The organism is Catalinimonas alkaloidigena (assembly GCF_029504655.1).
Lineage (GTDB): Bacteria > Bacteroidota > Bacteroidia > Cytophagales > Cyclobacteriaceae > Catalinimonas > Catalinimonas alkaloidigena.
In genome coordinates this window covers 2,341,786-2,355,776 of record NZ_JAQFIL010000001.1, presented here as the reverse complement: position 1 = coordinate 2,355,776, position 13,991 = coordinate 2,341,786, and the positions used below count along the sequence as shown (strand labels likewise).

Genomic DNA, 13,991 nt, shown 5'->3' with positions numbered 1-13,991 from the left:
TTTACAATAAGTTGATAGGAAAAATAAAAAAACATCAAACTAAAGAGTGTATTCTGCTAGGCATTCTAAAATCTCCCGGAAATTTATTGCTGCTTAAGCCAGAAGGCAAAATCTTTGGCAAAATAAGTAAGGATGATATCCGCACCTGCTCTTTTGATACAGGTCAGCGCCTCTGCCATGCAATTTTCTTCATCAACCCAACCTTTCTCTGCAGCAGCTTTAATCATAGCATATTCCCCGCTTACATGGTAAGCAGCAATGGGTAAAGCATAATGATCTTTCAACAGCCTGATCACATCCAGGTATGGAATGGCAGGCTTCACCATCATCATATCAGCTCCTTCCTCTACATCAAGATCCGCCTCTATCAATGCTTCTGCCCTATTGGCCGGATTCATCTGATAGGTTTTTTTATCACCCGCTTTGGGAGCTGAGTTCAAGGCATCTCGAAATGGCCCGTAGAAGGCGCTGGCGTATTTGGCGGTGTAAGACATAATAGACACTTCCGTAAATCCATGCTCATCCAGCACATTTCGTAAATAGCCTACCCTGCCATCCATCATGTCAGATGGCCCTAAAATATCAGTCCCTGCTTCTGCTTGGGCTAAAGCCATTTTCCCTAATATTTCTAGTGTTTCGTCATTAAGAATTTTACCATTCTTAACGATTCCATCATGACCGTCAGAGCTATAAGGATCCATGGCGACATCCGTAATCAGGCTAACTTCTGGAAAATTTTCTTTGATTTTACGGACTGTAGAAATATACAAACCTTGCGGGTTATGGCTTTCAGTGGCCATAGGATTTTTTAGCGCATCACTAATTGAAGGAAATGGTGCGAATGTTTTTATCCCCAAATCAATACAGGATTGTATTTCTTCCATAAGAAGGTCACTGCTAAACCTGTAAATTCCCGGCATGGAAGCTACTTCTACCTTTTTATTTTCACCTTCAATCAGGAAAAGCGGTAAGATTAAATCTTCTATACTAACTTTACTTTCCTGCACCATGCTGCGCACTACAGCAGATTTGCGGTTTCTACGAGGTCTTCTTACTAACATTGTACTTTTTTTTGCGAATTTATGACTGTTAGGCCAGTGTCCACAGTGAGTCAGTGAAATATTCTCTGCTATCGTAAAAATTATGGATACAGCGAAAACCAGCGGATTCCGCCATTTGATGGATTTCTTGAAGGCTATACTTCTGCGAGCGCTCCATGAACATGGCTTCCCAGGCATCAAAATGGAAACTTTCATCCAGCGCCTTGATATAGACCTCCTGAACTGTTTTACTTACCAGATGACTTCTGATAGCACCTTCAATAGGGTCATAGATAGGAAAATATTGGAAATTATCAGGCTTAAAATTCCCTCCCAATTCCCTATTGATCCTTTCTAATAAGTTTAGCTTAAATGATTTGGTAATATCATGTCTATCAAAGTAAGCATCCAGAATTCGCTGTGGATCTTTTTTTAAGTCAAATCCAATCACCAGCCTGTCGCCGGGGATAAAATATGAAGCTACTTTTTTTAGAAATGCGATACTTTCCTGATGGTCAAAATTTCCAATATTTGCTCCTAAAAACAGAACAACTTTTCTGGTATTTTCTTTACTAGGCGCTAGTTTGTCAAATGCCCTGAAATAGTCATCCACTATACCCTGAACAGTTAAACCAGGCATATTATCATTAAGATCATTCGTCAGGGTGTCCACGATGTTGGCAGAGATATCAATAGGCACATAATTGAAATCGGCTTTCTGCTCGAGAAAATGCCTTAACAGGACTTTGGTTTTCATCCCATCTCCTGCGCCAAACTCTATCAGGTCAAAATGCTTTACCTCCTCAGTAAAATTTTTTAGCATCTCAGTTTTGTGCAGCTCAAATATTTCGTACTCACAGCGGGTAGGATAGTATTCCTCCATATCCATAATCTGCTGGAATATGGCATCTCCTTTTTTGTCATAGAGGTATTTGGAAGAAAGGTATTTAGGTTCAGACTGAAGCCCTGCCCTTACATCTTCTGCAAATGCTTTATCATAAGCAGGCTTCTCCGCCCCTTCGGAGCTTTCATGATTTGGGTTCAAAATGTTGTTCGATGTGTTCATCTAAAAATATTCTGCTAAACGGATGCCGGTAAACTGCCATCTTTTATCCGGCTGAAAAAAATTACGATAAGTAGTCCTGATATGACTTTCAGGAGTAGCGCAAGATCCGCCTCTTAATACAACCTGACTGCTCATAAATTTGCCATTATATTCTCCTAAAGCACCTTCTACTCTTTTATAGAATGGGTAAGGAAGATAAGCACTCTGGGTCCACTCCCATACATCTCCCATCATCTGTGCAGGTGTTTCGGTAGTCGTGTCTGCCTGAAGGGCCTGGGGATGAAATAAATTTGACTCAACAAAATTTGCTTGGTGAAGAACATGCAGGTTTTGGTGATATCTTGCTAAGTGACTCACTGTTTCCCATTCTTGTTCCGTTGGCAGGCGTTTACCCTGCCAGCGTGCAAAAGCATCAGCCTCATAATGGCTTACATGGGTAACTGGAGCATCTAAATCTACTTTCTTCAATCCATGTAAGGTGTATTGAAACCAGTTGCCCTCTATTTTATGCCAGTATTGTGGTGCATTGATATGATGTTGACGGACAAAATCCCTTCCATCCGCCAGCCATAGGTCATAATTTTCATACCCTCCAGCATCCATAAAAGCCAGGTATTCCCTGTTGGTTACGAGCCTGTTTAAGATTCTGAAATTATGTAGGTAGGCCTGATGTTGCCCTTCTTCATTATCATAGTGAAAACCTTTTCCCTGGTAACCGATGGTATACACCCCCTCTCTAACCTCTATATACTCTTGCTGTGCTGTTGCTAAAGGAGTGTGATGACCTTCAGGTTTTTGTTGATAAACAGGGAATAGTGGATTGCTACCTAAAATATATTTGATATCGGTAATTAATAGTTCCTGATGCTGCTGCTCATGGTTTAACCCTAGCTCCGTAAGTTTCTCAAGTTCTGCATTGAACTGCGAGCTGTTGATCAGTTCTAACATTTGCTGGTCAACATAAGCTCTGAATTGATATACATCTTCAGTACTTGGACGGGTCATATTTCCGCGGTGATCGCGGAGCATCTTCTCCCCCATACTTTCATAGTAACTATTGAAAATGTAATTATAGGCATCATTAAAAATCTGATAATCCTTTTTGTAAGGCTTAAGAATAAACTGTTCAAAAAACCAGGTGGTGTGGGCCAAATGCCATTTGGGAGGACTAACATCCTGAATGGGCTGCACTACGTAATCCTCAGTTTTTAAGGGCTTACAAAGTTTTTCGGTTTGGTTTCTGACCGCTTGGTATTTACTTTCAATACGAACTTCTTCGATGTTGTTCGCCTTAGAAACGATAGTGTTTTCTTCTTGTATCATAAAAAATAGTCATATCCTTGACACATGATAATAATCAATAATCTAAAAATGTGTTCAGAAATAGAGGATAAATATTTTATTCTCGTCAGACACTTCCTTGAATTATAAAGTCAGTAAAGTAAACCCAAATGTAGAAAAAATAAAAAAAGGTGGACAAGCCACCTTTAGTTTTCATAAAACTAATTCTGATAAAATTAACGGTATTCAATTTCAAACTGGACAAGGTTGATAAATTCCTGCACCCTTTCTTCCAGGTCTTCGGCTTTCAAACCAATTAATCTCTCAGGACCAAATTTTTCAACACAAAATGAAGCCATAGCAGAACCATAAATCACTGCTCTCTTCATGTTTTCAAAGCTTATGTCATCGGTGCTAGCCAAATGGCCAATAAAACCACCTGCAAAGGTATCACCCGCACCTGTAGGGTCAAACACCTCTTCCAGAGGGAGCGCAGGTGCAAAAAAGATTTGATCATCGCTGAAAAGCAGGGCTCCGTGCTCACCTTTTTTGATGATAAGATATTTAGGGCCCATTTTACGAATCTTCTGAGCAGCCTTTACCAAAGAATATTCACCTGATAGCAAACGAGCTTCTTCATCATTAATTGACATCACGTCTACCATGGTCATCACTTCTTTGAGTTCTTTGATGAACATGTCTTCCATCCAAAAATTCATGGTATCCATCGCTATGAGCTTCGGACGTTTTTGTAGGCGTTCTATGACAGTTTTTTGGACAGCCGGCGTTAAGTTACCTAACATCAGATATTCGCAATCCTGATAACTTTCGGGAATAACAGGATCAAACTCCCCTAATACATTTAGTTCTGTAATCAAGGTATCGCGCGTGTTTAGGTCCGCATGATATCGCCCTGACCAGAAAAATGACTTTTCTCCCTTCTTTATCTGTATACCTTCTGTATCTATGCCGTGTTGCTGCATCATATCCAGGTCTTCCTGCCGGAAGTCCTCTCCTACCACGCCTACCAGCTTAGTTTTGTCTGTAAAGTATGATGAAGCCAACGCGATGTATGTACCAGAACCTCCGATAATTTTGTCTGACTTGCCAAACGGAGTTTCAATCTGGTCAAAAGCGACACTTCCAATTGATAATAAGCTCATATATTATGGTTTTGCAAATGAAAAAAATCCCTTTATTCGGGCGAAATAATTTTAGTCTTTGCAAAAGTATCAATCAATGGTTCTTGATCAAATTTATACTTGAACTTCACAAATTTATCTATGACTACTCCATCTGATATCAATGATTTGATATTGTTAATATGCTCATCTAAGATTAGAAACTGATCACAGATACAGTGGGGGTCGGCTGATGTTGTCTCATCCAATAATGTAAGCAGCCCTTTTTCTATTTCCTGGTTCTGATACTCAGGCAAGACGATAAATTCAAGATTAAGTAATGATTTATGTTTAGGTACAAACCTTGCTGTTATTTGATGCCAGAATGAGGATTTTTCTTTTTCATTTATTTCTTTTGGGGTATCAACAAATACATTGATACTTACAGCGATGGCTTGCTGATCATGGTATACCAGCCAGATCAAAGGAGGGGTATTCAGGCTAAATAACAAGCGTAACCAATGCGATAAATCTTCTTCTGATAAGAAAGCTTGTTGATGGTTGCTGTGATTATAAATGAAGGAAATACCTTCGGCAGCATAAGGGAGATTAGCTTTATCAACTTTTAAGATTTCATAATCTTTATCTTCAAGCGCATTAATGCTTTGCTGAATACTTAATAGTTTTTCACCTCCTTGAAAACGTAATAATTTATGGGTTTGATGGTTCTTGAAACCATAGAACTCAAACAGATCTGTGAAAAATATTGACTGAATATTCACAAAGGGAACAGATTGTTGCAATTTATTGTCCATGGATAATCCTTCAACCTGAAATGGAAGTGTGCTGAAAGGTCCTTCCATGGCCCTGATCTCAAATTTTTGTAGCCAGGTTTTGCACTGGTCAAACAATAAGGAAGCTGCTTTCAGGTGGTTGATACAATCAAAGAGACCTATATATCCCTTAGAAGCGTCATTTATTACAAAAGCCGCTACCCTACCGATCGTCTCACCACGAAAATTTGTTAAAATCCAGAATTCAGCATCCCCCCCCTGATGAAAAAAAGGAGCTTTTCTTTTGATTAGCTTCAAAAGATGTTTTTGTTGAGACCTGGCAAACCACTTAGCCTGGCCATGTAGTCGATAGGGAAGTTGTACAAATTCCCTGGCTAACTCATTGTCGGTAACACGGATAAGATGCATCAGTTAAAAAGTATAGTAACCAAAAAACAGTATTAAACCCAGTTGGAATTGATCCTATGTAAACCCAAATGAGGACTGAAAACTTTGGTTATTTTTTAAGAATTAAACTTTTATATTTGTGACTGATCACATGTATTTTCAGTCCCGAAATAAATAAATTAGCAACAAATTAAGTACTGAAAACCATAGTAGGTGGAATATTATATTTACAAATATTTTCCCTGATGAAGGCAAAAAACTTTGCCTATCAATTGATTAAGTACAAATTAAAGAAATAAAGTTAATATATCACTCATATTATTCATTTTACTAACCTAGCCAACACGTTCAATGGGCAAAATTATAGCAATCGCTAATCAAAAAGGAGGGGTAGGAAAAACAACTAGTGCTATTAACTTAGCGGCCAGTCTGGCGGCACTAGAGTACAAAACTTTGGTGGTTGATGCTGATCCGCAAGCAAATTCTACATCTGGTTTAGGTTTTAACCCCAAGGAAATTGAAAACAGTATTTATGAATGCATGGTAGACGATATTGATGTTAGAGATACTATCGTCAGTACTGAGACCAACTACCTTTACCTGCTGCCCTCACATATTGATTTGGTTGGTGCTGAAATAGAAATGGTTGGCTTAGATAGCAGGGAAACCCGGATGCGCGAAGCGCTTGTGCCTATCAAAGAGGAGTACGATTTTATCATCATTGACTGTTCACCCTCATTGGGTTTGATCACGATCAATGCGTTGACTGCTGCCAATTCAGTCATCATTCCCGTACAGTGTGAATACTATGCGCTTGAAGGTTTGGGGAAACTTCTTAATACGATCAAAATCATTCAGACCAGGCTTAATACCGGACTGGAAATTGAGGGCATTTTACTTACGATGTACGATGTACGATTGAGGCTTTCCAACCAGGTAGTAGAAGAAGTAAGCAACCATTTTCAACATATGGTTTTCAAAACGTTGATACCAAGAAATATCAAGCTGAGCGAATCCCCGAGTTTTGGCATACCTACAATCGCACATGATGCCGAAAGCAAGGGTGCAGCCAGCTATTTAAACTTAGCAAGAGAAATTTTAGAGAAAAACGGAATCACCATTTAGTATTGTTTAGTGAAGAGGAATGAATAGTAAAAAGATGACTGGTAAAAATCCCAAGAGAAAAAACGCATTAGGCCGTGGACTTGGAGCCTTATTAGAGGATTCCGACTCAAGCCGTAAAGAACAGGCAGTTAAGGAAGTAAGTAGTATAAACGAAATCGCATTAGACAAAATAGATGTTAACCCTTTTCAGCCCAGAACAGATTTTGATCAGGACGCACTGGAAGAGTTAGCCGAGTCAATAAAAGTCCAGGGTATCATACAACCCATCACAGTACGCCAGATGGGCAATGATCGCTATCAGATCATTTCAGGAGAGCGTCGCGTACAGGCCTCCAAAATCGCTGGGCTGAACGAAATACCTGCCTACATCAGATCTGCCAATGACCAGCAGATGCTGGAAATGGCTTTGATTGAAAATATTCAGCGTGAAAACCTGAACTCCATTGAAATCGCACTGAGTTACCAAAGGTTGATTTCTGAATGTGACCTTCGTCAGGAACAGTTAGGTGAAAGAGTAGGTAAAAACCGCTCTACGGTAAATAACTATCTCCGTTTACTTAAACTTCCTCCCGATATTCAAGCGGCATTGCGTGATAACCGTATTTCTATGGGGCATGCCCGTGCCATCATCAATGTAGATAATGTAGACCAGCAGCTCCATATTTTTGAAAAAACGGTAAACGATGACCTTTCCGTAAGAAAAGTTGAAGCTTTGGTAAGGGAGCTATCCATTCCCAGAAAAAAAGAAAAGCCTTCCAAAGAAGAAGAGAATCCTGAAGCAGCTTACCAGATACGTCAATTACAGACAAAGTTATCTTCTCATTTCGGTACACGTGTACAGATACGTTCCAGTGGTAAGAATAAAGGAGAGATAAAAATCCCCTACGTTTCGGCTGATGACCTTAACAGAATTCTGGACCTTTTAGAAATGTAGGCTTTATGGCACTTAAAATTAGCACTTTTTGCATTGCTGCTTTTTTTTTGGTTTTGGCTAATATTTCTAACGGTTTAGCCCAGGTAGAGGAAGAGTCTAATAAGACTGTTATTTTAAAAGATACGATTGAATTAAACGATCAAGCTTTAATCGGAACGGATCAGAAAGATAAAGATCTCTCACCTGACTCAGTGATTGTTTTTAGTGATCGTAACCAAAAGAAAATTCCACACAAAGCGGCACTTTATGCTGCAGCACTACCTGGTTTAGGCCAGATTTACAATGGATCGGTCTGGAAATTACCCATAGTCTATGGCACTTTTATTACTTTGGGTTGGGTAGCGACATGGCATCATGATCGTTATCTGTTATTCAGAAGAGCCAATATTGCCGAGGAAAATGATTTACCAGAAGAAAACCCGCTAAATGGGTTACGTTTTAACATTTCCTCGGGAGTAGAACAAACCCGTAGAGACCGGGACTTTACCTACATACTTATGGCGGGTGCTTATGCATTACAAATAATGGAAGCAATCGTAGATGCGCACCTGATTGAGTTTGATGTAAGCGAAGAACTGAGTATGGACATGCAGCCTTCTGTCGGGCAATTTCTCACTTACGCTGGTGGGGGAGGTAATTTTGTGCCAGCCTTTGGGTTTTCATTGAAACTAAAAATACAATAAATATGAATATTCTTATCCTCGGATACGGCAAGATGGGGAAGACTATAGAAAAAATAGCTATCAACCGGGGCCATCAAATCATTGAAAAAGTTGACGTTGATCATCGGGATGATATTCTAAGCCAATTGTCACCGCAAAATATAGATGTGGCTATAGAGTTTACCCAAGCTGAAGCTGCACCAACAAACATCCGCTACTGCTTAAAAAATAATATCCCTGTGGTTTCAGGCACTACCGGCTGGCTCAAAGAGAAGCCCGCTATTGAAGATTATTGCATTGAGCAAAATGGAACATTTTTCTATGCCTCAAATTTTAGCATTGGTGTAAATATTTTCTTCAAGCTCAATGAGTTTTTGGCCAAGATGATGAACGCCTACCCTGACTATCAACCCTCTATGGTAGAAGTGCATCATACTCAGAAAAAAGATGCTCCCAGTGGAACTGCGATTACGCTTGCTGAGGGGATGCTCAAAGAACTCTCCCAAATCAATGATTGGTACTTGAAAGGTGAGTATGAGAATTTACCTGAGCAAAATTTACCTATAACTTCTAAAAGGGAAGGTGATGTGCCCGGCACACATGTGGTGACTTACCATTCTGAAATTGATGATATTGAAATCAAACATACCGCTCATGGTAGAGAAGGCTTTGCGTTAGGAGCTGTTTTAGTGGCTGAATGGCTTCAAAACAAAAAGGGAATTTTAAGTATGAATGATTTCATCAAATTTTAATTATTTAACTTTAGAGGCATTATTAATTTTAAATCAGCGTTAGTCTGAAATATTATAGTTCGTTCTGAATCAACTCTTATGGCGACATTTCTCAAGAAAAAAGAAAAAAATACTACGGAAGATACTGCAGACAACAGGAAACATCAGCACCCTAAATCCAAAACCAGAGAATGGGTGGATGCGATCGTTTTTGCTGTCGTGGCAGCCACTATTATTCGTTGGCTGTTTTTAGAAGCATTTACCATTCCCACCCCTTCCATGGAAAAGTCTTTGCTGGTGGGAGACTTTCTTTTTGTGAGTAAAATGCATTACGGTGCCAGAACCCCCAAGACTCCATTACAGGTTCCTTTGACTCACCAAACCATTTGGGGTACTGATATTCCTTCCTATGTGGACTGGATTCAGCTTCCACAATTTCGTCTTCCAGGCTTTACTGAAGTGAAAAGAAATGATGTGGTAGTATTTAATTATCCTGTTGAGTTTCAGCATCCTACTGATCTTAAAACTAACTATATCAAACGATGCATAGGAATTCCCGGAGATGTCATTGAAGTGCAGGATCGCCAGGTAGTAGTGAATGGACAAACTGTTGAAGCCCCCGAGGGAGCACAGTTCAGGTATTTTATTGCCACTGATGAGGTGATCAACGATCGTGTTTTTGACAATTTTGAAGTTTGGGAATATAACCTTACACAGGGCGGTTACATTGTATTATGTACACCTGAGATTGCGGACGAATTTGCCAAGCTACCCTTTGTAAATGCTGTACATTCAGCTGCCTATAACGAAGATCAGGTAAATCCCAGAATTTATCCTGATGCCAGCCTCTTCCCCTGGAATGCCGATTTCTTTGGCCCCCTGGAGGTTCCTGCAGAAGGTATGACTGTAACTTTAGACGAAGGTAATATTGCTAAATATGCTACCGTCATTGAACATTATGAAGGAAATGAAAATGTAGAAAACCGTGATGGTAAGCTATATATTGATGGGCAAGAAGTAAATGAATATACTTTTAAACAAAATTACTATTTTATGATGGGTGACAACCGTCATAATTCAGAAGATTCACGTTTCTGGGGATTTGTTCCTGAAGATCATATCGTTGGTAAAGCCTTCTTTATCTGGTTATCAGTAGACCCGAATGCTAGCTTCATAGATAAAATCCGTTGGAGCAGGCTGTTTAATTTGATAGAATAAAGGAATTTTGGATTTAGGGGTTGGAGAAATATATTTCTAATCCCTAATTCCAAAATCTTATAGCTAAACTCTTACCAATCTATTTCTTCTTTACCTTTCTCTTTAAGAAATGCATTTGCCTTTTTAAAGTGATCATTCCCAAAAAAACCCCTGTCAGCGGAGAAAGGGGAAGGATGGGGTGATTTAAGTACCAGATGCCTAGTTTCGTCTATGATTTCACCTTTTTTTTGTGCATAAGCTCCCCATAACATAAATACCACATTCTCTTTTTCCTCAGAAATATGTTTAATCACAGAATCTGTAAACTCTTCCCACCCTTTTTTTTGGTGTGACCCTGCCTGACGTGCTCTTACTGTGAGCGTAGCATTTAAAAGTAGTACCCCTTGCTTTGCCCATCTTTCCAGATTACCCGAGGGAGGAAACTCCTTGCCATACTCTTGCTTGATCTCTTTGAATATGTTGACCAGAGAAGGAGGCATTTTCAAACCATCACGCACGGAAAAAGCCAAACCGTTTGCCTGATTTGGCCCATGATAAGGGTCCTGACCAAGGATGACTACCTTTACATTGTCAAAGTCAGTGAGATCAAAGGCTCGGAAGATTTCTTTTCCGGGAGGATATACAGTATGTTTACCATATTCATCCTTTACAAACTCTACTAAGCTCATAAAGTAAGGCTTAGTAAATTCATCATTAAGGTGTTTTTTCCAGGAGGGGGCAATTTTTACATCCATCAAATAAAGAATTAAATCAGATTTTAGGTTATTTTAAACTATTAGCTATATTTAGTCGTAAAAAAAGAAAGAAATTGCACAAATGGTAACAGAAGTAACAGAGGGTGTTAAAGTAACAGTATTTACTGAATATCAGCCAGACTATTCAAGTCCCGCACAAAACCATTATGTTTTTACTTATCACATTACCATAGAGAACAACAGTGAACATACAGTAAAGTTATTGAGAAGGCATTGGTATATCGCTGATGCTGGTTACCCTGTTCGTGAGGTTGAAGGAGAAGGTGTGGTTGGAAAGCAGCCCGTACTGGAACCCGGAGACACTCACCAATATGTTTCCGGATGTAATTTAAAATCAGGCATTGGAAAAATGCATGGCACTTACCTCATGGAAAGAGTTGTGGACGGCAAAAACTTCCAGGCCGCTATTCCTGCCTTCAGCATGCTCGCTCCCTACCGATCTAACTGATTGATTCCTTATTCATTAGTAAAAGGTTATTTATATCACTGGCTTCATGCAGTAGATAAACATTCTCTGCATGCACCCTTTGTATATCGTTTTTATACAGAACTGGTGAAGCAAGATCAGCATGAGCAGATATTCAAGGAGATTGAAAACTTCCGTAGCATTTTTTTAAAGGATAAAAATACGATTACTGTAAAATCTCCCGGGGCACAATCACGAGTATCGCAAAATAATAGGCGTCAGGTGAGCAGCATTGCATCTTATAGCCTAGGCGATGCTAAATTTTGTCGCTTGCTCTACAGACTTATATCAGACCAAAAACCAAACATCATTATTGAATTGGGAGCCAGTCTGGGAATTACCACATTATATTTATCAGCTGCTAATCCCAGCGCAACAATCTACACCTTTGAAGGATGCCCTGAGACAGCCCATTTAGCTCGCAAGCTATTTAAAACATGGAAAATTAAGAATATTCATCTTATAGAAGGCAATATAGATGATACCTTACCATTGATTTTATCTGAATGTGATTCTGTTGATTTCGCTTATATGGATGCAAATCACAGGTATCAACCTACGCTCAACTATTACGAATGGTTGAAGGAGAAATCACATGAACGGAGCATTTTTGTTTTAGATGACATTTATTGGTCTTCAGGGATGCAAAAAGCCTGGAAAGAGCTGTATAAGCAAGCTGAGGTAAGGCTTAGCCTGGATATATTTGATGCGGGCCTCCTTTTCTTCACACCACTTAAAAAAAAGCAACACTATCTGCTCAGTTTTTAGGCTTTTGCAATATCATAAAAAGCTCCCTTCCCCGACGGGCTTTGATTGAATTGTAACTCTTTTCAAATGTATGAATATCAAAGTGGGGTCGGAATAGTGCGAGGTACTCTCCTTTGCTTCCGCCAAATGGAGGATGATCATCATACAGAGGATCGTCAAAGAGTAAGCCTACCAGTTTACCGCCACCTTTTAGCAAATTGAGCATTTTTTCTACATATTGAGGCCTCAAATCTGGTTTTAAAGCGCAGAAAAATGTCTGTTCAAATATCAAATCAAATGAACCTTCTAATGCAAAAAAATCTTTATGAAGCACTTGATTTGCAGGAAAATCAGGGCTTTGCTTTTTAAATTGGTTTAAAGGCCATTCTGATATATCCAAAATATGGGTATTGTAGAAACCTTTTTCCATCAGATAGGCTGCCTCATAAGCGTTACCACTACCGGGTATCAAAATTGATAGGCTTTTTTGACTAATTTGATCAATATAATGTTTGAGCGGTGGAGATAATTGGCCAATATCCCAGCCTGTTTGTTCATTTCGGTATCGCTGAGACCAGTAATCTTCATCAAGCTTGTCTAACATAAGTATGAAAGAAATATTTTACTATTTTTACACATTAAAGAACAAATAACTATATCAATTTATGTCAACGAATCAGACTGAGCAACAACGATCCAAAAATAGAACTATTTTAATCACTGTTATTGGCCTGTTGCTTCTGGTAAACGTAGTTACGCTTTTCCTTTATTACCAAAACAATCAGGAAATGGGTACTGAGCTACAAAGTAGTAAAGAGGAACTGGAAGAAACCTACAACAAGCTGGAATCCATGAGTAACGAGCTTAACCTAAAGATTGAAGAGTTACAAAAGCTAGGTGAGGATGTAGAAGAACTACGGTTAATTAGAGAAACGTTGGAGCAGGAAAAAGAACAGTTACAGAACGAGGGGCAGTTAGCTCAAAAACGTTATGATCAAATCAGAAATCGTGTAGAAGGTTATCGGGAACTGCTTATCAAAAAAGACGCTGAAATCGCCGAATTAAAAGAGCTTAATGAAGCTTTATATGCGGAAAACACTGAGCTCAAGGAAGATCAGAGAGTGTTAAATAAAACCATCAGTGAAGTAAAAACTAATAATGAGCAGCTTTCTGAAAAGGTAGAAGTAGCTTCAATGCTAAAAGCTGAGAACATCAGCGTCATGGGAATTAATGGTCGGGGGAATGCCAAAGAAAGAGACCGCTATCGTAACAATCAAATTGAACAGTTACAGCTAAAATTTAATCTGGCGAAAAATGATGTGGCTCCAGTAGAAGGTAAAGATATCATGGTACGTGTGATTGACCCAGACGGTAATGTGATTTTTGATGTAGCTAAGGGGGCAGGCACTTTCATGAAGGATGGCAAAGAAGTTTTCTTCACGCAAAAGCAAGAGATCCTTTTTGATAATACCCAACAAGAACTAACATTTCTTTATGAAAAAGGAAGTGATTATGCTGAAGGTCGACACACTATTGAAATTTATACAGACGATTACATCATAGGTAAAACAAATTTTGAAATACGTTGAGGCTAAATGAACCAACTATTTTCAATCTCATAATTGTTTAGCCGCTACTTAAGCGGCTTTTTGCGTCTGAATTTT

The 13,991-nt window shown here is 39.1% G+C and carries 15 protein-coding genes; 8 read left to right on the top strand and 7 right to left on the bottom strand.

The window, feature by feature from the left end:
• Positions 1-83 precede the first annotated feature (83 nt).
• The 5 genes from hemB to OKW21_RS09670 form a co-directional block, all read right to left on the bottom strand.
• The gene (gene hemB, locus OKW21_RS09690) at positions 84-1,061 is read right to left on the bottom strand and encodes a porphobilinogen synthase (protein WP_277479220.1); all 978 of its coding nucleotides are present in this window, start codon (positions 1,059-1,061) and stop codon (positions 84-86) included.
• A 28-nt stretch (positions 1,062-1,089) separates the two neighbouring features.
• Positions 1,090-2,106 carry an L-histidine N(alpha)-methyltransferase gene (gene egtD, locus OKW21_RS09685; RefSeq protein WP_277479219.1) on the bottom strand — a complete coding sequence of 339 codons (1,017 nt, stop codon included), beginning with the start codon at positions 2,104-2,106 and terminating at the stop codon, positions 1,090-1,092.
• Entirely contained in the window at positions 2,107-3,429 is a 1,323-nt protein-coding gene (gene egtB, locus OKW21_RS09680) for an ergothioneine biosynthesis protein EgtB (RefSeq protein WP_277479218.1), read from the bottom strand.
• 194 nt (positions 3,430-3,623) lie between these two features.
• Positions 3,624-4,550 (bottom strand): PfkB family carbohydrate kinase, encoded by a 927-nt coding sequence (locus OKW21_RS09675; RefSeq protein WP_277479217.1) that lies wholly within the window; start codon positions 4,548-4,550, stop codon positions 3,624-3,626.
• 32 nt (positions 4,551-4,582) lie between these two features.
• Positions 4,583-5,710, bottom strand: a complete 1,128-nt coding sequence (locus OKW21_RS09670; protein WP_277479216.1) for a hypothetical protein — start codon at positions 5,708-5,710, stop codon at positions 4,583-4,585.
• 330 nt (positions 5,711-6,040) lie between these two features.
• Here OKW21_RS09670 and OKW21_RS09665 point away from each other — a divergent pair, with 330 nt between their 5' ends.
• The 5 genes from OKW21_RS09665 to lepB all read left to right on the top strand — a co-directional run bounded on the left by OKW21_RS09665 (position 6,041) and on the right by lepB (position 10,359).
• A complete protein-coding gene (locus tag OKW21_RS09665; RefSeq protein ID WP_277479215.1) occupies positions 6,041-6,814 on the top strand; it encodes a ParA family protein in 774 nt (257 codons plus the stop codon).
• A gap of 19 nt (positions 6,815-6,833) precedes the next feature.
• A complete protein-coding gene (locus OKW21_RS09660) occupies positions 6,834-7,748 on the top strand; it encodes a ParB/RepB/Spo0J family partition protein (RefSeq protein WP_277479214.1) in 915 nt (304 codons plus the stop codon).
• A 5-nt stretch (positions 7,749-7,753) separates the two neighbouring features.
• On the top strand, positions 7,754-8,431 hold the full coding sequence (locus OKW21_RS09655; protein WP_277479213.1) for a DUF5683 domain-containing protein: 678 nt from the start codon (positions 7,754-7,756) through the stop codon (positions 8,429-8,431).
• A 2-nt stretch (positions 8,432-8,433) separates the two neighbouring features.
• Positions 8,434-9,162 (top strand): 4-hydroxy-tetrahydrodipicolinate reductase, encoded by a 729-nt coding sequence (gene dapB, locus OKW21_RS09650; RefSeq protein WP_277479212.1) that lies wholly within the window; start codon positions 8,434-8,436, stop codon positions 9,160-9,162.
• 78 nt (positions 9,163-9,240) lie between these two features.
• Positions 9,241-10,359: a signal peptidase I gene (gene lepB, locus OKW21_RS09645; RefSeq protein WP_277479211.1), complete on the top strand. Its 1,119-nt coding sequence runs from the start codon at positions 9,241-9,243 to the stop codon at positions 10,357-10,359.
• Positions 10,360-10,430: 71 nt separating this feature from the next.
• Here the strand turns inward: lepB and ung are convergent, their stop codons facing one another.
• Positions 10,431-11,093 (bottom strand): uracil-DNA glycosylase, encoded by a 663-nt coding sequence (gene ung / locus OKW21_RS09640; RefSeq protein ID WP_277479210.1) that lies wholly within the window; start codon positions 11,091-11,093, stop codon positions 10,431-10,433.
• Between the two features lie 82 nt (positions 11,094-11,175).
• Between ung and apaG the strand changes: the two genes are divergently transcribed.
• Entirely contained in the window at positions 11,176-11,562 is a 387-nt protein-coding gene (apaG, locus tag OKW21_RS09635; protein ID WP_277479209.1) for a Co2+/Mg2+ efflux protein ApaG, read from the top strand.
• Positions 11,563-12,348, top strand: coding sequence for an O-methyltransferase (locus tag OKW21_RS09630; RefSeq protein ID WP_277479208.1), 786 nt, complete (start codon positions 11,563-11,565; stop codon positions 12,346-12,348).
• Here the strand turns inward: OKW21_RS09630 and OKW21_RS09625 are convergent.
• A complete protein-coding gene (locus tag OKW21_RS09625; RefSeq protein WP_277479207.1) occupies positions 12,338-12,931 on the bottom strand; it encodes a methyltransferase domain-containing protein in 594 nt (197 codons plus the stop codon). The two genes, OKW21_RS09630 and OKW21_RS09625, sit on opposite strands and share 11 nt — an antisense overlap.
• A gap of 61 nt (positions 12,932-12,992) precedes the next feature.
• On the opposite strand from OKW21_RS09625, the gene OKW21_RS09620 reads away from it, so the two are divergent.
• Positions 12,993-13,916: a chromosome segregation protein SMC gene (locus tag OKW21_RS09620; protein WP_277479206.1), complete on the top strand. Its 924-nt coding sequence runs from the start codon at positions 12,993-12,995 to the stop codon at positions 13,914-13,916.
• The last annotated feature ends 75 nt before the right edge of the window (positions 13,917-13,991 follow it).